We start from the raw sequence: 16,372 nt of genomic DNA on the forward strand, positions 1-16,372 counted from the left end.
CGACGGCGCTCGACATGGTTCGTTGGGAGTTGCAGCTGCTGGGCACCGATTAGAGGTCGATACCCACGTCGGTGCCGCGGCTGCGATCGCGGGCGGTGTCGATGGCGCGGGCCCGGTAGTGGGTGATGTCGTGGTAGGTGCGGCCCAGTTCGTCGCGGCGAGTCAGTAGGTCGTTGGCCTCTTGCGCCGCCTCGCCGGCAGCGGTGGTGCTGGCGAGGTGGTGTTCGACACGGTCGAGCGCGGTACGCGGGGGAAGCTCGGCCGGGTCTGCGATCCGGTGTGACCACGGCAGTTGGTTGTTGAGCATGTCGGTGAGGCTGGCTTGGCGCTGGTTGTCTGTGCTGTTGGTGACCAGGAGCAGTTTGGCGTTGGCGTCGCCGGCAGCCTTGGTGAGGGCGCGCAGCTGGCGGGGGTCGAGTTGGTTGGCGTCGTCGACGACGAGCAGGGTGCCGGTGGGCAGTTTCCATTGTCCGTTGTCGAGACGCTCGATCGCTTGTTCGGGGTTGGCGGTGGTGTCGGCGTAGCGATGTTGTGCCGCATAGGTTTCGGCATTCCCGCTGGCGGGGATGGCCAGGATGCGGTGTTCATTGCGTAGTGCGGTCGTGGAGAGGGCACCGAGGACCGCGGACTTGTCGGCGTTGGCGCCCAGGTGGAGAGGTTGGACGGTTTGTGCGCTGCCGGCGATCTCGGTGACCGCCGCGGCCGCGGGCTTGTCGAGCAGTTCGAGGTCGGCGTCGCGGGTTGCGTACATGGCGGCGGGGCTGCGGACGCCGGCCTCGTCGAGCATGTCGACTTCGCGGCGCAGTGCAGGAAGATCGGCGCCGAGGTCGTAGTCCACGCCGGGCCGGGTGCCGAACACGCGGGCGGCGGCGAGCTCGGCGCGCATGAGTTGGTTGTCGAGGTCGGTGGCCTCGATGCGAGCTTGGCGCAGCTGTTCGGCGTCAGCGCTCATGGCAGCAGTGCGGCGCTGTTGAATGTCGTGCTCGGTGACCAGGCCTGAGGGTCCGCCGGCGATGTTCATCAAGGCCTCCTGAGTGGTGTCGCGCTGGTGGGCGGCATCGGCGACTGCGGCTGCGACCGCCGGTGTGTGCCGGTCGAGTTCGGCGCGGTGTTCGGTGAGGACCGCGGCGAGATCGGCCTTGCCTCCGCGTTGGGCGGCGGTGATCTGCTCGTCGATGGTGGCGAGCAGGCGGTGGTGAGTTTCGCTGGTGTGCTCGGCGCGGACCCAGTCGGCGTGCGCGTGGGTGTAGGCGTGGGCATAGGGTCGCTGCTCGTCGCGGCGCCGGATCAGTTCGGCGAGCTCGACGGCGAGGGCTTGTTCGGCGGGCCCGCCACCGGGATGCAGGATGGCGTGTTGCAGCTCGCGGACCCGGTCGCGCGCGCGATCGCGCGCGATGCGCAGCGCGAGGATGTCGGCCGGGCGGGTGGGGGCTGGCCGGTAGGGCAGCAGATCCTCGAACGCCCAGTCGCCAAGGTCGTCTTCGGCGTAGCCGTAGGCGTAGTCGGCGAGATCCGGGGGCGCGTCCTCGGCGTAGCCGGCCTCTTCGGGTGAAGGCTCGGCGAGCAGATCGAGTTGGCTACCGGCCGAGGCCGCCCATTCGGCGGGGTGCGGAATGTCGGCGTCGATCGTCGCGGCGTGCGTGAGCAGTTCGATGCGGGTGGTGAGCAGCCGGGCGTACTCATCGGGGCGAAGGCCGCCTTCGGTTTCGGCGATCTCGCGCAGGTGTTCACTGGCCGCCGCCAGCAGGTCGGCCGGTGGCCAGTCGGATGCGGTGACGGCGGCGATGAGCCCGGGCCATGCCGGGTCTGCGATGACGGTTTCGGCGAGCTCGGAGCCGAACAGATGGTGCAGTACAGGGGTCCAGTCCGGACGCAGACGAGGGTTGGAGCGTTCCAGCGTCGGCGGGGCCAGAGTGCCCGACAGCCGCCACCACAGGGCAGCTGCGGGCAGCTCGTCGGGCAGCGGACCCTGAGCGGCCGCGGAGGCGAGCATTCCGGCGACATCGGCGCCGGCGCGGGCCGCGTCGTCGATGTGGGCGGCCAGCCGCGGCCAGTAGGGGTCGTTGGGAATGTGCGGGTTGACCATCGCGGCCATGGTGCGCCAGCGCGAGACGCTGTCCTGGCTGTGCAGGACCGCGTCGTCGACGCGGCTGTGCAGAAGCTTCTGGAAGGCCGCGGAGCGGTTGGCGTGTTGCTCGCGGCCGGTGATCCGGGTGTCGGCGGCATCGACGTCGTGCGCGGCGCGGAACACCGCGATTTCGGCCATCAACTGGGGTTGGCCGTTGAGCAGTGGCCGCGCCCAGGCCGGCGCGGTGGCCGCAGTCCACTCGCGTGCAGTGTCTCGGATCTGATCGGCCAGTTCGGTCACGAGTCGCGCTCGGCCCGCGAGGTATTCGGCCCATTGCGGGTTGTGTTGGACGGCGGTCGGGATGGCCGGAAGCCATCGCAGCGGTCCGACGTTGGCGGCCGCGGAGCCTTCGGGTGTAGGCAGGCGCCAGTCGAGCACCGCGGCGACGTCGACGGTGTCGCCCAGCGGCTTGGCGGCGGCGTGTTGCAGGGCGGCGACGGGGTCGTGTCCGTCGAGGGCGAGCAGGGCCAGGTTGCGCCGCAGGACGGGCCAGGCTTCGGCGTCGGTGATGTCCCCGACGATGGCGGTGGCGGCCTGGTCGATGCGGGCCATGGTTGCGGGTCCGGCGAGCACTTCGGCGGCCGCGGTGAGGGCGTCGGCGTACATGCTTGCCGCGCCGTGCAGTCGGGTGAACGGGTCGTGTTCGGCTTGCGCGGCGGTGGTAGCCGAGACTTGCCGGCCGTCGCGGCGAAGGATCGTCGAGAGGATGTCGACGGCGGTCGGTGGGTGGGTGGCTTTGGGCGCGAGGATGCGGTGTGGGTCGGCTTCGGATGTCGAGAAGTAGAAGTGGTTTTCGTCGCGGGCTCGGGTACCGGCGACGTAGAGCTGTTGGCGGGTGAGGTGATCGGTGGCGACGATATGGCAGGTGCCTTTGATCTTCTGGGTGCCTGCGGTGAGGCCCTGGGCGGCGTTGATCGTGGACGCGTAGCTGAGGGTGGTGTTGGCCGTGACGTAGTCGGCGGGCAGCCGGATTGTCTTGGCCCGCCGGTCGGCGCCCAAACGCGCGACGGTGATCGATCCGTCGCGGTGCACGGAGCGGATTTCGTAGCGGTGGCCGTTCTTGATCCAGGCACCGTTGGGCAGTCGCAACCAGCGGGCATTCTTGCGGGTGATGATCCAGTCGCCGGCCGATGCGGTCAGTCCGTCGGCGAGGGTGACGGTCCGTGAGGGCTTGGCGTTGGCAGTGCGCAACCGGTCGAGTCGGGCGCGTTCGTTGAGTTCGGCGACCAGATCGTTGGTGGGCGCCAACAGGACACTGCGGTGGCCTGCTTTTATGTCGTCAGCCCAGGCTTGGTAGGCCATGTCGGCGGCGGTTTGGTCGGCTCCGACATGCACGCGGCCGTGGTCGATGTAGTAGGCGATGCCGGCGGGATCGCCGTCGCGGATGGCCAAGCTCGCTGCGCTTTGGGCGGGGTCGCGGAAGCGCACCACCGTAGACAGAGTGAGTGTTTCCGGCCGCGACGCGAGGTCGGTGATGACGCCGCCGGCCGAGATTGACGCCAGCTGTTGATCGTCGCCGACGAGGCGCACGCTGGCTCCGCGGGCGAGGGCGTGGGTGATCATTTCGTCGAGGTCGAAGGTGGAGGCCATGCCCGCTTCGTCGACGATCAACAGGGTGTCGGGACCGATGGTGTTGAACCACTTGAGTGCTGGGTCGTTGGCCGCCACGGGGTGATCAGTGGGGGCGGCGAGCTGAACGAATTTGGCCATGGTGTCGGTGGTGATGTGGGCGTCTTCGGCCAGGACTTCGGCGGCCGCCGCGGTTGGCGCCAGGCCGATGACGTTGCCGCCGCTGTTGGTCCACGCGGCCGCGAGAACGGACATGGCGGTGGTCTTTCCGGTGCCCGCGGGGGCAAGCGCCAGTTGAAGCCGGGCGCCGGAGGTGGCCATGCCGCGCACCAGTTCCTGCTGGGCTTCGTTGAGTTGCAAGCCGCTTTGGGCGTGCTGTTCGAGCATCGCCAAACCGATGCTGTTGTCGTCTGCGACACGGCCGCCACGTTGTTCGGCGGCGGCGAGGATGCGGCGTTCGGCGGCCCGGATGGCTTCGCTGGTGTAGCGGGTCGAATCGTGTCGGGTATAGACCGAGACGCCATCGCGGCGGCGCAGGACGGCGGGTTCGTTCATCTCGGTGTCGGCGTGGCTGGTGATGGTGATGCTGCAGGCGTCGAGAGCGTGTTTGACGATCCGGTTGAGGATCTCGGGATCGCCGTGGCGGTCGGTGCCCCGCAGTACCCGTTGAGCCTCGGCCCGGACGTGGTTGATGCCCCATTCGGCCCGGTCGTGCGAGACCCGGTTGATGACGGCTTCGGCTTGATCGGCAACCCATTCCGTAGTGATGGCGGGCTGGCGGCGGGGCCGCGCACGGTGGGTGACGTCGGTGATCAGGCGGGCCAGTTTGCGGTGGCTGCCGATGACTTCGATGGCCTCGGTTCGCCACGACTGCCGCTGCTCGCCAAGGCTGCGCGGCTCGTGTTTGGCCTGCCGGGTGTCGAGGGTGGCCTGCTGCGACAGCGCGAGCATTTCGACGACGCTGGGTTCACGGCCATGCTCGGCCTGGAAGGCCTTCGCCAGGTCCGCGACACGGTTCTCGATCGCGGCCCGGCGGGCCGACCAGCGTTCGATGAGTTCGACCGGGATTCCGTCGATTTCACGCGCCGGCCGCTTGTCGTTCTTGGCGCGGGTTTCGGCGAACTGCACACCGAGTGCGGCCATGAGATGAGCCTCGAGTCGGGTGTTGTAGAGCTCGGAGGCGGCGACGGCGGCCTTGTGCAGAGGGTCACCGTCCAGTGCCAGCCAGCGCGGGATTCCGTCGGGCCCGATGACCCGCACCTTGTTGCTGATCGCGACGTGGGTGTGCAGGTTGGGATCTCCGGCGCGGGAGTCTCGGTGATCGAACGCGGCGGCGATGAATCCGGTGGTGTCGACCTGGGCGATTCCGTTGGCTCCCATACGGGAAAACGCTGCGTTTTCCTCCAGGAATGCGAGGGCGTCGGCGACGGCTTGGTGGTGGGCGGCGACGATGGTTTCCGAGATTTCCCGGGGCGCAACGGCCCACAGCACCGACACCGATTTGACCGGGGTGAATGTCAGGTCGTAGCCGGCGACGGCTTGGGTTTGGGCGCGGGATTTGCGGGCGATGAAGCCGGTCAGTTCTCGCTCGTCGGCCGGTGGGCGACCGTACTGCTCGGCGAACATTTCACGGGCGACCGCTGTTTTGATGCGGGCGCGTTCCTCGGGTTCGAGCGAGGCTTGACGGTCGCGGCCGAGGGTGGTGTTGAAGTCGGCGTAGCCCTCGCGCAGGCGGCGCATCCATTCGTTGTCGGTCTTGTTGACGCGGAACGGCCGACCCAAACGCGCCGCGGCGATGGCGCCGTTGTGGCCGAGTCCGAATCCGGTGAGCCGCTCGGTAATTCGGTCGGCGTTGGGGTGCAGTCCTTCCCCGAAGAGGGCCTTCATCTGGTCTTCGGTGACCTCGGATCCTTCGGGCACTGACCACAGCTCGGCGACCATCGGATCGGTGGCGTCTCGGCCTGCGGGCTCACCGAGGCCGGGCAGGCCGCTGCCCATCCAGCGACCGGGGGTTTCGCCCTTCTCGCTGTAGTAGTCGGCCAGGCTCGATGTGCCGCGGTGGGTGTCGTCGGACGCCGCGACCTGGCGAATCAGGTACAGATACCCGTCGCCCGCGCTCAGTTTGTGCAAGCCCATCACCGCGTCATCACCCGGGTCCGAGCCAAAGGCCGGCCGGGGAGTTATACGACAGCCGTTACCAATTTGTGACCTGAATGCAAGAGGTGTGATGTGCGGTAGTGGGGTGGAGGTTGTTGGGAAGGGCGGCAGGGCCGGTGTGGCCAGGGGCGGGACGGAGGGGATGGAAGCGATGGGTGGCGAGGGAAGGAAGTTCAGTTTGGGTGCGGCATAAGGGGTAAGCGGGGGGCATGGTGGGCGGCATGGCGAACAGTCGAGTTTCGAAGGCGGCACGTAAGGCGGCTCGCGAGGCGGCAGCGGCGGCGCAAGAAGAGCAGGCTCGGCGACAGAAGGCGAACGTCGAGGATCTGGCGAGGTTCTTTACGGCCAAGCAACGCGTCGACGATGTCGACGACTGGCTGGCCGAAAGGGTCGAGGAGCTGAAGGTGCGCGCAGCGCAGCGCCGCGACGAAGAGCGCACCGCGTGCGGTGTCGCGCTGAAGGCGATGCAGGACCGCGGCGAAAGTGTCCGCGAGATCGCGCGCTTGGCCGGCGTCGGCGAAAAGATGGTGCGCGAGCTGATCAAGTTGGCGGTCGATCCGGCCGCGGAGCCGGCCCCGCCGGCGCAGCAAGACGGCCAGACAGAAGCCGCGCCGGTCGAGGACGCGAGGCCGCAGGCCGACGCGGACGAGACGAGCGGCTTCGAGGTGCGCGCGGCCGGTTGACCGCACATGTCGGTGGTGACCCTCACAATGGTGGGCGCACAAGTCGGTTTCGCGCCGCCGGGCTCGTTTCGGGACGAACCGGGTTTCGGTCGGCGCGTTAGGGTGACAGGAGACCGTGACCGCCGTGGGGGTTTCGCAACCACTACGCCTGGTGGTGAATCCGAAGATTCACGCCGCCGAATTGCGGCGGTTCGAATCGGAGATCGTGCGCGGCCCGGGCCCCGAAGATTGCGCCATCTGGACCGGCGCGATCGGCGGCGACGGCTACCCGAGATTTTGGGTGCGCCGCGACGGCGGCGACCGGATCATGCTGCGAGGCAACCGCTACGCCTTGGCCGCAGCGCGGCCAGGAGTGCCACTCGAACCATGGGAACGCGCACTGCACGGCTGCGACAACCCGGTGTGCGTACGGGTGAGCACGCCCGGTGAGGTCGGCCTGCTGCATCTGGTGACGGGTTCACAGCGAGACAACATGCAAATGATGGGCCGGTCCCGGCGAGGCGGCGGCAGAACGATAGTTCGCCGCGGCGAGCACGGCGTGGCCGACCGGCGAGCGCGCGCGGTAGCGCTGCGCGAAGCGGTGCGGCACGGCTGGGACGCGGAAGCGGTCGCGGCCGCGCTGCTGGGATCACCCGAACCGACGCTGTGGTGAGACCGCGGGCGCGCGGCGCAGGCGAGACGCCGGCCGAAGGCCTGGCGGAGCCGCGGCGCGCAGCCCGCCACCGGCCCGGAAGTCGAACATCGACAACGGTCGACATCTGCGCGCGACGGCCGCGGGGCCGCGGCGCGTGATGGTTCCGGGCCCGACCCGAGTGGCGAGCCGGGCCCGGAACACTGAGCCGATCATCAAGCAACACTTGCCGCCTGGGACTCGACGGTGACGGCGTGCCGTGTGGCGGCGTCGATGTCGACGTTGGCGAGCAGCACGTGCAGCCCGCGTGCGGGCGACCAGGAGCTCAGCGACCAGTGCGTGTTGTGCGGGTCGCGACCGGCGACCCAGTCGTGGTTGAGGAAGTACTCGGCGGACCCGGCGGCGGTGAACCCGATGCGGTTGCGCGGCGCCGCCGCGGGCTGGCCGGCGTTGGTGGTGCTGCGCTGCCACCAGTGCGCGGGCGGCGTGATGGCCCGCTTCCAGAGCAGGCCGCCGCTGCGGAACTGCGCGATGTGGGAGTCGATGACGCCGCCGTCGATTGGGGTGGAGGCGACCGCGGATGCGAGCACGTGGGTGGCGTCGTCGCGGGCGACGATGAGCACGTCGTGCTGGCCGTCGCGCAGGCGATGGCGGGCGGTGGTGATGAGGCCGGCCTGGGGGCTGGCGATGCGGCGGGTGCCGAAGGCCCGGAGTTCGACGTTGTCGATGGCGAGCGCTTGGAGTTGGGCGGCGAGCCGGTAGGTGTGCGACATGGTTTTTCTCCGTTCTGGTCGGGAGTGGTTGCGCCGGTTGGCGTGTGGATCAGGGGGACCGGCAGGGTGGCGCGGTCAAACCCCGAAGAGCGCGCGGTGGTGGTAGCCGGGGTTTCGGCCCGCGAGCGGCAGCGAGCTCGATAGGGCCGAAACGGTCACTCGGCCGGCGGACACCAGCGCGCGCGTGGGTTGACCGTGACGGGCCCCGGCCGGTCAGACTGAGCCACGCTGACAGGCAAAAGAAGGTGAGCAGGCACCCAACCCAAAAGCCCGCCGGAGGCGGGCTATCTGGCGGACGCACCTAGTGCGCCGCCACGAGCACACCGGAAGACAAAAGAGCCCGGCCAACCCCGCGCGGGGCCGGCCGGGCTCGGTGGGCGTTAGTTCGCGATCGCGGCGGCGAGTTGGTCGGCGGGGATGGGGTTCCATCCGCTGCTGGCGCACGCCCAGGCGGTCTGACCGATCTGGACGACGTCGCCGACGGAGAGACTGCGGTGTCCGGTGAGGTGATATTGCTGGGCCCACATCGTGGTGGGCTCATCGATGTTGAGTTCTTCGAAGATGGTTTCGAGGGCGGCCATGACGGCGGTGCGGCCCGGTCGGGTGTTCTCGGGTACCGGCATGTGGAAGTGGATGACGGGGTGCAGCTGGGCGGGGGCGTGGCGGTTGAAGCCGAGGGTGCTCAGGAGCGCGGTGTTGAGGTACACGGTGGTGGGGATCTGTGTGGTCATGGTTGTGCTCCGTTCGGTGTGGTGACTGGTTGCGCCGGTCAGCGCTGGGGGTGCGATCAATCGGCTGGGTGGCGATGTCAACCCCGAAGAGCGCGGGATGGTGGTAGCCGGGGTTTCGGCCCGCGAGCGGCAGCGAGCTTGATAGGGCCGAAACGGTCACTCGGCCGGCGGACACCAGCCCGGGCGTGGGTTGACCTCGACGGGCCCCGGCCCGATTACGCTGAGCGCCCCTGCTGACGGCTAAAAAGGTGAGTAGCTACGGACTTTCGGGCCACCGCAGGTGGCCATCTGCCGGGCGCACCTCGTGCGCCGGCACGACCCCAACCGGAAGACGACAATGGCCCGGCGCAACCGGTGCTGGGGGTCGAGCTGCCCCGCCGGCTGTGGGAGCTGGCGGGGCGTGCTCATGGGCGGCTAGTCGAGTGTGTAGCCGGCGTCCTCAAGTGCCTCGGTGGCGGTGAGGATGCCGCGTCCTCCTCCGACGTCGTCGGCGTCGTAGAGCAGGCCTTCGCCTTCCAGTCCGAAGATGAGGGTTTCGGGACCGAAGTCGGTTTGTTGTCCGCTGCGGTCGGTGCTGGATACGACCACGGTGGTGTATCCGCGCAGCGGCGGGGTGAGCAGGTAGAGGTCGGCCTGGCCGAAAAAGTCGACGACCGTGCCGTCTGACTTGCGGTGCACGAGGTTGCGGGCATCGCCCAGGTGGCGGGCACGGCCGGTGGCGGTGTTGATGGACATGGTCTCCCCTTTCGGTTGTGCGCTGCCGGTCAGCGCTGGGGTGCGGTCGAATCGGTTGAGGGTGGGCTGTCAACCCCGTAGAGCGCGGGATGGTGGGAGCCGGGGTTTCGGCCTGCGAGCGGCAGCGAGCTTGGTAGGGCCGAAACGGTCACTCGGCCGGCGGACACCAGCCCGGGCGTGGGTTGACAGGTCGGGCCCCCGGCCGATTAGGCTGCGCGCCCCTGCTGACGGCAATAAGGTGAGTGGGCTGTCAACTCGAAAGTCCGCCGCAGGCGGGCTATTCGGCGGTCGCACCTAGTGCGCCGGCCGCCACCACGACCGCGGGATCAAAAGAAGAGCCCGACCAGGCACCTCGCGGGGAGGGCCCGGCCGGGCTCGATGGCTAGATGTTGTTTTCGCGGATGGGGTGTGCGATCGCGTAGGCGGCGCGGACGTTGCGCAGGCTGTCGTTGATGAAGCTGGTGACGTCGGCGCCTTGGGGCCCTTCGACGTAGGCGCTGTCGTTGATGGTCTTGTGGGTGAGCACTGTGATGGATCGAGCGGCTCGGTAGAGCGCGGTGAGCGCTGTGTCGAGGGCTTCGTCGAGGGCCATCTGGTGGGTCGTGATGGCGAGCTGGCGTTCGGTGGGGGACATGGTGTTTCTCCGTTTCGGTGTGGTGGGCCCGCGCCGGGTTGGGGTCGGCGCGGGCCCGGGATGGTTGGTTAGTCGAGGCCGGCGTTGTGGATGTGCTGGCGGATGAGGTCGAGGTCGATGGTGTTGTCGCTGCGGCGTGCCCAGTGCTGCCAGCCATCGAGGGCGGCGGCGATGTCGTCGTAGGAGACGTCGGGGCGGCTGATGGGCAGGGTGTCGCCGTGGTCAGCGCGGGAGGCGGCGGCGATGACGGCGATGAGTTGACCGGTGATGGCACCGGAGGCCGCCTGGTTCTCGTGGCGGAATCGCAGCTGGCGGGGCCGGTCGTAGTCCGTGGGGTCGACGAAGTTCCATGCGAGGGCGAAGTCGATGTCCATTGGTGGTGCCTTTCTTGGGGTTTGGTGTGATCGGTGACGGGGTGGGTCAGAGCGGGTGGACGGTGAAGATGACGCCGTGCCCGGGGATGGGGGCGGTGCTGGCGGTGATGCGGTACCAGCCGCCGAAGTGCGGGTGGTGCTGGGGAATGAGTGCGGCGAGGTCGGTGTGGTCGACGCAGAAGCGTTCGTGCTCGACGGTGTCGGCGATGATGTCGGCGTCGTGGTGGCAGTGCAGGACGCCGCAGGTGTGGGCGCCGGTGACGTGCCAGGTCTGGGTGTCGGTTTCGACGATGGTTTTCGACATGGTTTTTTCTCCGTTCTGGTCGGGAGTGGTTGCGCCGGTTGGCGTGTGGATCAGGGGGACCGGCAGGGTGGCGCGGTCAATCCCCGAAGAGCGCGCGGTGGTGGGAGCCGGGGTTTCGGCCCGCGAGCGGCAGCGAGCTTGATAGGGCCGAAACGGTCACTCGGCCGGCGGACACCAGCGCGCGCGTGGGTTGACCGTGACGGGCCCCGGCCGGTCAGACTGAGCCACGCTGACAGGCAAAAGAAGGTGAGCAGGCACCCAACCCAAAAGCCCGCCGGAGGCGGGCTATCTGGCGGACGCACCTAGTGCGCCGCCACGAGCACACCGGAAGACAGAAGGGCCCGGCCAACCCCGCACCGCAGGCGGGACTGACCGGGACTGATCTGGTGGGGATGGTCAGGGGCGGTTGCAGTCTCGGCATCCGCACGCAGGTTCGGGGCTGTAGGGAATGAGCACGGTGACTTGCGATCGCGGTACCCAGATGTCTGGTTTGTGGCCGAAGTCGAGGAGTACGTCGTCGTGGCCGATTTCGGCGATGGTGGCGGTCGGCGGGTTACTGGGGCCGAAACGGCCGCTGGCGTTGGGGATGTGGTACTGGACGATGTCGCGGCGCTTCATGGGGTACTCCGTTTCTCGTGGTGGTGGGCCCGCGCCGCGGGCTGTGTCGGCGCGGGCCCTGAGTGGGTGTGCTGGGTGTTATGCGGCGTGGAGGAGCTCGGTGAGGGCGTCGTCGATGTCGGTGTGGCTGGTGGGCTGGGCGATGTCGACGGTGAGGGTCCAGGTGTCGGTTCCGGGCTGGGCGGTGAGGGTGTAGGTGTGGCCTTCGACGGTGGTGCGGAAGCTCCAGGTGTCCACGGCGTGGAAGGTGTGTTCGCCGGCCCGGACGTGGACGATCCGGGTGACCGGGTCGGTGTCGAGGTCGGGGGCGGTGGCCTCGATGGCGACCATCTGTCCGTAGTCGTCGGCGGCGAGTAGGACGAGGTGGTGTCCGGTTTCGCGGGTGTAGTTGTGGACGGTGGTGAGCAGGATCGGCACGTAGTCGTGGAAGAGGATGCGGGTGATTCCGTACTGCTGGTGGCCGATTCGTTCGGCGGCTTCGTCGAGAAGTGCGAATGCGAGGTCGAATTCGTGGTCCATGGTTGTGGTCCGTTCTGTGTGGTGATTGGCTGCGCCGGTCAGCGCTGGGGTGCGGTCAATCGGCTGAGGGTGGGCTGTCAACCCCGAAGAGCCCGGGGGCGCTGCCGGCGGATTTGCGGCCCGCGAGCGGCAGCGAGCTTGATAGGGCCGCAAATGTCCTCCGCCGCCGGCAGTGGTCTCGGGCGTGGGTTGACAGGTCGGGCCCCCGGCCGATTAGGCTGCGCGCCCCTGCTGACGGCAAAAAGGTGAGTGGGCTGCCAACTCGAAAGCCCGCCGCAGGCGGGCTATTCGGCGGTCGCACCTAGTGCGCCGGCCGCCACCACAACGGCCGGATCAAAAGAAAAGCCCGACCAGGCACCTCGGTGTGAGGGCCCGGCCGGGCTCGCGGATTGTTGGTGGTTACGGCTCAGGGTGGCGGTTGTGGGTACCGGGCACGTCGGCGCCGGGGTACTTGGCGGTGATGGCGTCCTTCTGTTCGTTGCTCAGGAAGGAGTACCAGTCGCCGCTGATCGGGTCGTAGAAGCGGTGATCAGGCCGCTTGACGATGGCCCATCCGCGGCCGATGTTGTCGGATCCGGTGGAGACGATCCGAAAACCCTGGGACGCGACGGCATCTGCGAGTTTCTGTTCGGTCATCTCGCCAGTGACGGTGACCGGTGCGTAGATGAATCGGTTGGGGTCGTGGTCGTCCCAGTGGGTGACGACCTGGTGACGATCGCCGTCTTTGCAAATGGTAGTGGTGTAGTAGCACACGATGGTCTCCTTGATGGTTGTTTGACTGTGCTGGTGTGGGTTTGGCGGTGCGCCCGGGGCCGCGGATTGCTCGGCACGGCCCCGGGACACCGTTGGTTTCAGGGGTTGGCGATGATCGCTTCGGCATCGGCGAGGTAGTGCTCGGCGTGGCGGAGCTCGTCGGGTCTGGCGTCGCCGGCCAGGAGCACGGTGACGGCGTTGTCTCGGGCGGAGAGTGCGTACTGGTTGCGCCGGTGGGGATCGTCGATCGCCGCGTTGGCGGCGTGGATGTCGGAGCGGGCCTCTTCGAGGGTGGCGGCGGTGGCGATGCTGATGGGGTCGTGGTCGGTGGTGGCCCAGGGGTCGGTGATCTGGGTGGTGGTCATGGTTGTGCTCCGTTCGGTGTGGTGACTGATTGCGCCGGTCAGCGCTGGGGGTGCGGTCAATCGGCTGGGTGGCGATGTCAACCCCGAAGAGCGCGGGATGGTGGTAGCCGGGGTTTCGGCCCGCGAGCGGCAGCGAGCTTGATAGGGCCGAAACGGTCACTCGGCCGGCGGACACCAGCCCGGGCGTGGGTTGACCTCGACGGGCCCCGGCCCGATTACGCTGAGCGCCCCTGCTGACGGCTAAAAAGGTGAGTAGCTACGGACTTTCGGGCCACCGCAGGTGGCCATCTGCCGGCCGCACCTCGTGCGCCGGCACCACCCCAACCGCCGGATCAAAAGAAAGCCCGACCAGGCACCTCGCGGGGAGGGCCTGGCCGGGCTCGGGGTCGACAATGGTCAGAACAGCAGGCCGATTCGCTCGGGGTGGTTGTGACACAGGCAGCCGCATCGCCACAGGAACATCGGCCGGTTGGACAGGAATACGCCGCCTTCGTGGCGAGCTCCGCGGCGGTGGTTGCATTGGTGGTGGCGGCCTTCGTGGCATGACTTGGTGGGCGCGTTTTGGGGCATCTCGACGATCACTGGTTTCTTGCGACGGCCGCGACCCAGGTCGTCGTGGTAGGTGATCCATTTGACGCCGTCGCGGGTGTCGACCTTGGCTTTGCGTTTGATGCAGTCGACTGGCTGAGGGTGTTTGGTACGTGGTTCCCAGAAGTCGTCTGGGTGAGGATGCACGTAGATGGTCATCGGACGTTGTTCCCTTCGGGAGAGTGGTCGAGAGACGGTGGTGCCCGGCCAGCTGCTGATGGCTGGCCGGGCACGGGTCGGGCGGTGTCAGTCGATGGTGTCGAGGTGGTAGCGGTCGGAGGTGGCGCCCCAGTGGATGACGACGTGGAAGGCGCCGGCGACAGGGCTGAGCGGGTCGGGCTCGAGAATCACTCCGCCAACGGCGTGGTCGTTGTCTTTGGCGAGGGCGATGATGGCTTTGTTCGCCTCGTCGACGTCGCCGAACGTGGTCTCGGTGGCGCGGTCGGCGAAGCCGCCGCCGCCAGCCATGCTCATGTGACGCATCCGGATGGTGGGACGCTGCACGCTGATCGCCGCGGTCGTGATGCTGGTGGTCATGATGTGTTCCGTTCTGCTCCAGTGATCGGGGTGTGCCGGTTGGCACAGGTGCAGGCGGAATTGGTGGGTGCCGTGGGTCAACTCCGAAGAGGCCGGGCCGCGGCGAAGCAGGGCTTTCGGCCCGGGTGAATCGCCGGCGCGCAGCGCCTTGGGGATTCACGACCGTTGGGCCGAAAGGGTCACTCGGCCTGCGTAGTCCGGCGCGGGCGTGGGTTGAGCCGCGGTGGGCCCCGACGATTACGCTGGGCGCACCTGCTGACAGGCATAGAGGTGAGTGGCTACGGACGATGGTCCACCGCAGGTGGCCATCTGCCGGCCGCACCTAGTGCGCCGGCACCAGCCCAACCGCCGGATCAAAAGAAAAGCCCAGCGACCCGCTACGGAAACGGGCTGCGGCTGGGCTGTGAAGACTGGATTACTCAGTACTCGAACGGGTTTCGCGGGTGATCAAGATGGTTCAGCATTTCGGCGGCGCCGGCGTGATCGGGTGACCCGGTCTCGGTGTAGCCGGTTTGGATGATGGCGACGAGCTCGTCATCCTGTTGCAGGACGTAGCGGGGCGTACCCGCTGCGGCCTGGTGGATTTGACTTCGGGCCGCGGCCACGAGCTGGCGGCGCGCGCGAAGCGGGTCGGCGTCAGCTCCGATGGTTACCCGTTCGCTGGTGCTGTCGCTGGTGGTCAGGGTCCAGGTCGTCATGGGGCTATCGTCGCGCGTCCTGGGTGGGCCCGTCGAGGGCCGCAGGTCCGGTTGTGGACAACTGCGACCCTCGCGGCTTCCCTGTGGATAACTACTGCGGGTTGTCGGCCTTGAGTGCTCGGTACCCGGCGGTGGTGGGGTCGGCCCGGTGCTGTTCGCCGTCGAGGCAGACGGCGATCGCGGTGTGGTGCGCGAGTTCGAGGATGTCCATGGTGGAGTCGAACGCGGCGCGATCGAGGATCTGGAAGGTGAGCGACCCGAGGTAGACGTCGGTCCATCGGGCGATGCGGTGGTGGGGTCGCGGCTGGCTCTCGCGAGGCATCACGGCGTAGGTGGGGCGCTGAGTCCAGTCGATCGCGATGGTGGGCCGGTCGTAGGGGTCTTCGTCCGTCGACTGGGGCGCACCGAGGTCGACGGGCAGGTTCACCATGGTCGGGCGGGCGGCCGACAGCGCTTCGCGCACACCTTGTGCTGCTTGAGCATTCAGGAAGGTCATCAGCACACCGCCCCAGGCGAGCGTGACGCGGACGTTGCGAGTGCGGGCGTGGTGGACGGTGAGGTCGGCGCGCTGCGTGCTGCGCAGGCGGATGAACGCGTTGGCGATGATGGCGGTGGGCTGACCCATCTCGGCCGCGGTGATCTCGGTTTTCGACATGGTTTTTCTCCGTTCTGGTCGGGAGTGGTTGCGCCGGTTGGCGTGTGGATCAGGGGGACCGGCAGGGTGGCGCGGTCAATCCCCGAAGAGCGCGCGGTGGTGGGAGCCGGGGTTTCGGCCCGCGAGCGGCAGCGAGCTTGATAGGGCCGAAACGGTCACTCGGCCGGCGGACACCAGCGCGCGCGTGGGTTGACCGTGACGGGCCCCGGCCGGTCAGACTGAGCCACGCTGACAGGCAAAAGAAGGTGAGCAGGCACCCAACCCAAAAGCCCGCCGGAGGCGGGCTATCTGGCGGACGCACCTAGTGCGCCGCCACCACCACGGTCAGGCGCCGGCCAATGGCAGCTAGGCCAGGGCCTCTGATCCGAACAGTGCGAGCTGGCCGACTGGCTCCTGTCCGATCGCGAGAATCGCTTTCAGGCAATCGCTTTCACGTCGTCGGAGGCCGACAACGATTTCCATGTGTTCGCTGTCTTCGGCGTCGCTCGGGTGGTATTGCTCGCGCTGCCGAAAGTCCTTGTGGGGTTTCACTTCGCCACCTTTTGCGAAGTGGCAGCGGCACCACAGTTCGGTACGCCGGTGCTCGTCGGTTTCGGCCTTGTCGATGGCCGCGAGTTCAGTAAGCAGCTCGGCGGGGATTGTTTTCCGAAATGCGCGGATCTGCTTAGCCGTGACGGTCACCCGAATCTCATCGCCACGCGCCGGGCTCGTGATTCTTCCGGCCCGGGTCTGGTAACTGTCCATCCACTGCGGTGCGCCCGGGCGCGCTGTGCCGTAGTAGCTGTTCATGCTGGCCATGTAGCTGTCCAGCCCCTCATCGGAGAGCAGTGCGCGGCTGATGCCGAGGCCCACGGTCCACAGCAGCCAGCGTTGGTCGTCACTGAGCATTGCGCTGGCGGCCATTCATACGTCGGTCGTTG

General features: G+C 68.1%; 18 protein-coding genes. 2 read left to right on the top strand and 16 right to left on the bottom strand.

Annotated features, from left to right (window positions below; translation table 11 throughout):
• Positions 1-49: 49 nt before the first annotated feature.
• Entirely contained in the window at positions 50-5,833 is a 5,784-nt protein-coding gene (gene mobF / locus AWC31_RS11640; protein ID WP_085144419.1) for a MobF family relaxase, read from the bottom strand.
• Between the two features lie 242 nt (positions 5,834-6,075).
• On the opposite strand from mobF, the gene AWC31_RS11645 reads away from it, so the two are divergent.
• Together AWC31_RS11645 and AWC31_RS11650 are read left to right on the top strand one after the other, a co-directional pair.
• On the top strand, positions 6,076-6,537 hold the full coding sequence (locus AWC31_RS11645; RefSeq protein ID WP_133060146.1) for a hypothetical protein: 462 nt from the start codon (positions 6,076-6,078) through the stop codon (positions 6,535-6,537).
• Between the two features lie 115 nt (positions 6,538-6,652).
• Complete coding sequence (locus AWC31_RS11650) at positions 6,653-7,189, top strand: hypothetical protein (RefSeq protein ID WP_374214051.1); 537 nt, start codon at positions 6,653-6,655, stop codon at positions 7,187-7,189.
• 194 nt (positions 7,190-7,383) lie between these two features.
• Here AWC31_RS11650 and AWC31_RS11655 read toward each other — a convergent pair whose 3' ends face one another.
• The 15 genes from AWC31_RS11655 to AWC31_RS11725 all read right to left on the bottom strand — a co-directional run bounded on the left by AWC31_RS11655 (position 7,384) and on the right by AWC31_RS11725 (position 16,355).
• Positions 7,384-7,941, bottom strand: coding sequence for a hypothetical protein (locus AWC31_RS11655; RefSeq protein ID WP_085144421.1), 558 nt, complete (start codon positions 7,939-7,941; stop codon positions 7,384-7,386).
• 380 nt (positions 7,942-8,321) lie between these two features.
• On the bottom strand, positions 8,322-8,672 hold the full coding sequence (locus tag AWC31_RS11660; protein WP_064917868.1) for a hypothetical protein: 351 nt from the start codon (positions 8,670-8,672) through the stop codon (positions 8,322-8,324).
• Positions 8,673-9,086: 414 nt separating this feature from the next.
• Positions 9,087-9,407 carry a hypothetical protein gene (locus AWC31_RS11665; RefSeq protein WP_064917869.1) on the bottom strand — a complete coding sequence of 107 codons (321 nt, stop codon included), beginning with the start codon at positions 9,405-9,407 and terminating at the stop codon, positions 9,087-9,089.
• Positions 9,408-9,789: 382 nt separating this feature from the next.
• Positions 9,790-10,041: a hypothetical protein gene (locus AWC31_RS11670; RefSeq protein WP_085144422.1), complete on the bottom strand. Its 252-nt coding sequence runs from the start codon at positions 10,039-10,041 to the stop codon at positions 9,790-9,792.
• Between the two features lie 68 nt (positions 10,042-10,109).
• Positions 10,110-10,415 (bottom strand): hypothetical protein, encoded by a 306-nt coding sequence (locus AWC31_RS11675; RefSeq protein WP_085144423.1) that lies wholly within the window; start codon positions 10,413-10,415, stop codon positions 10,110-10,112.
• 46 nt (positions 10,416-10,461) lie between these two features.
• Positions 10,462-10,719 carry a hypothetical protein gene (locus AWC31_RS11680; RefSeq protein ID WP_085142305.1) on the bottom strand — a complete coding sequence of 86 codons (258 nt, stop codon included), beginning with the start codon at positions 10,717-10,719 and terminating at the stop codon, positions 10,462-10,464.
• A 396-nt stretch (positions 10,720-11,115) separates the two neighbouring features.
• Entirely contained in the window at positions 11,116-11,337 is a 222-nt protein-coding gene (locus AWC31_RS11685) for a hypothetical protein (protein WP_085144424.1), read from the bottom strand.
• A gap of 78 nt (positions 11,338-11,415) precedes the next feature.
• Positions 11,416-11,856: a hypothetical protein gene (locus tag AWC31_RS11690; RefSeq protein WP_085144425.1), complete on the bottom strand. Its 441-nt coding sequence runs from the start codon at positions 11,854-11,856 to the stop codon at positions 11,416-11,418.
• A gap of 399 nt (positions 11,857-12,255) precedes the next feature.
• Positions 12,256-12,609, bottom strand: coding sequence for a hypothetical protein (locus AWC31_RS11695; protein WP_133060147.1), 354 nt, complete (start codon positions 12,607-12,609; stop codon positions 12,256-12,258).
• A gap of 98 nt (positions 12,610-12,707) precedes the next feature.
• Complete coding sequence (locus AWC31_RS11700; RefSeq protein ID WP_085144427.1) at positions 12,708-12,974, bottom strand: hypothetical protein; 267 nt, start codon at positions 12,972-12,974, stop codon at positions 12,708-12,710.
• A 396-nt stretch (positions 12,975-13,370) separates the two neighbouring features.
• A complete protein-coding gene (locus AWC31_RS11705) occupies positions 13,371-13,721 on the bottom strand; it encodes a hypothetical protein (RefSeq protein ID WP_085144428.1) in 351 nt (116 codons plus the stop codon).
• 87 nt (positions 13,722-13,808) lie between these two features.
• Positions 13,809-14,099, bottom strand: coding sequence for a hypothetical protein (locus AWC31_RS11710; RefSeq protein WP_133060148.1), 291 nt, complete (start codon positions 14,097-14,099; stop codon positions 13,809-13,811).
• A 419-nt stretch (positions 14,100-14,518) separates the two neighbouring features.
• A complete protein-coding gene (locus AWC31_RS11715) occupies positions 14,519-14,797 on the bottom strand; it encodes a hypothetical protein (protein ID WP_085144430.1) in 279 nt (92 codons plus the stop codon).
• A gap of 91 nt (positions 14,798-14,888) precedes the next feature.
• On the bottom strand, positions 14,889-15,452 hold the full coding sequence (locus tag AWC31_RS11720; RefSeq protein ID WP_085142287.1) for a hypothetical protein: 564 nt from the start codon (positions 15,450-15,452) through the stop codon (positions 14,889-14,891).
• Between the two features lie 345 nt (positions 15,453-15,797).
• Positions 15,798-16,355: a hypothetical protein gene (locus AWC31_RS11725; RefSeq protein WP_234816818.1), complete on the bottom strand. Its 558-nt coding sequence runs from the start codon at positions 16,353-16,355 to the stop codon at positions 15,798-15,800.
• Between the last annotated feature and the right edge of the window lie 17 nt (positions 16,356-16,372).

The sequence above is a fragment of the Mycolicibacterium wolinskyi genome (genome assembly GCF_002101965.1).
GTDB lineage: Bacteria > Actinomycetota > Actinomycetes > Mycobacteriales > Mycobacteriaceae > Mycobacterium > Mycobacterium wolinskyi.

Excerpts from the sequence above, each read along its gene's own strand:
- mobF (WP_085144419.1), bottom strand. The coding sequence starts at position 5,833 with ATGGGCTTGCACAAACTGAGCGCGGGCGACGGGTATCTGTACCTGATT.
- AWC31_RS11645 (WP_133060146.1), top strand. The coding sequence starts at position 6,076 with ATGGCGAACAGTCGAGTTTCGAAGGCGGCACGTAAGGCGGCTCGCGAG.
- AWC31_RS11655 (WP_085144421.1), bottom strand. The coding sequence starts at position 7,941 with ATGTCGCACACCTACCGGCTCGCCGCCCAACTCCAAGCGCTCGCCATC.
- AWC31_RS11660 (WP_064917868.1), bottom strand. The coding sequence starts at position 8,672 with ATGACCACACAGATCCCCACCACCGTGTACCTCAACACCGCGCTCCTG.
- AWC31_RS11665 (WP_064917869.1), bottom strand. The coding sequence starts at position 9,407 with ATGTCCATCAACACCGCCACCGGCCGTGCCCGCCACCTGGGCGATGCC.
- AWC31_RS11670 (WP_085144422.1), bottom strand. The coding sequence starts at position 10,041 with ATGTCCCCCACCGAACGCCAGCTCGCCATCACGACCCACCAGATGGCC.
- AWC31_RS11675 (WP_085144423.1), bottom strand. The coding sequence starts at position 10,415 with ATGGACATCGACTTCGCCCTCGCATGGAACTTCGTCGACCCCACGGAC.
- AWC31_RS11680 (WP_085142305.1), bottom strand. The coding sequence starts at position 10,719 with ATGTCGAAAACCATCGTCGAAACCGACACCCAGACCTGGCACGTCACC.
- AWC31_RS11685 (WP_085144424.1), bottom strand. The coding sequence starts at position 11,337 with ATGAAGCGCCGCGACATCGTCCAGTACCACATCCCCAACGCCAGCGGC.
- AWC31_RS11690 (WP_085144425.1), bottom strand. The coding sequence starts at position 11,856 with ATGGACCACGAATTCGACCTCGCATTCGCACTTCTCGACGAAGCCGCC.
- AWC31_RS11700 (WP_085144427.1), bottom strand. The coding sequence starts at position 12,974 with ATGACCACCACCCAGATCACCGACCCCTGGGCCACCACCGACCACGAC.
- AWC31_RS11705 (WP_085144428.1), bottom strand. The coding sequence starts at position 13,721 with ATGACCATCTACGTGCATCCTCACCCAGACGACTTCTGGGAACCACGT.
- AWC31_RS11710 (WP_133060148.1), bottom strand. The coding sequence starts at position 14,099 with ATGACCACCAGCATCACGACCGCGGCGATCAGCGTGCAGCGTCCCACC.
- AWC31_RS11715 (WP_085144430.1), bottom strand. The coding sequence starts at position 14,797 with ATGACGACCTGGACCCTGACCACCAGCGACAGCACCAGCGAACGGGTA.
- AWC31_RS11720 (WP_085142287.1), bottom strand. The coding sequence starts at position 15,452 with ATGTCGAAAACCGAGATCACCGCGGCCGAGATGGGTCAGCCCACCGCC.
- AWC31_RS11725 (WP_234816818.1), bottom strand. The coding sequence starts at position 16,355 with ATGGCCGCCAGCGCAATGCTCAGTGACGACCAACGCTGGCTGCTGTGG.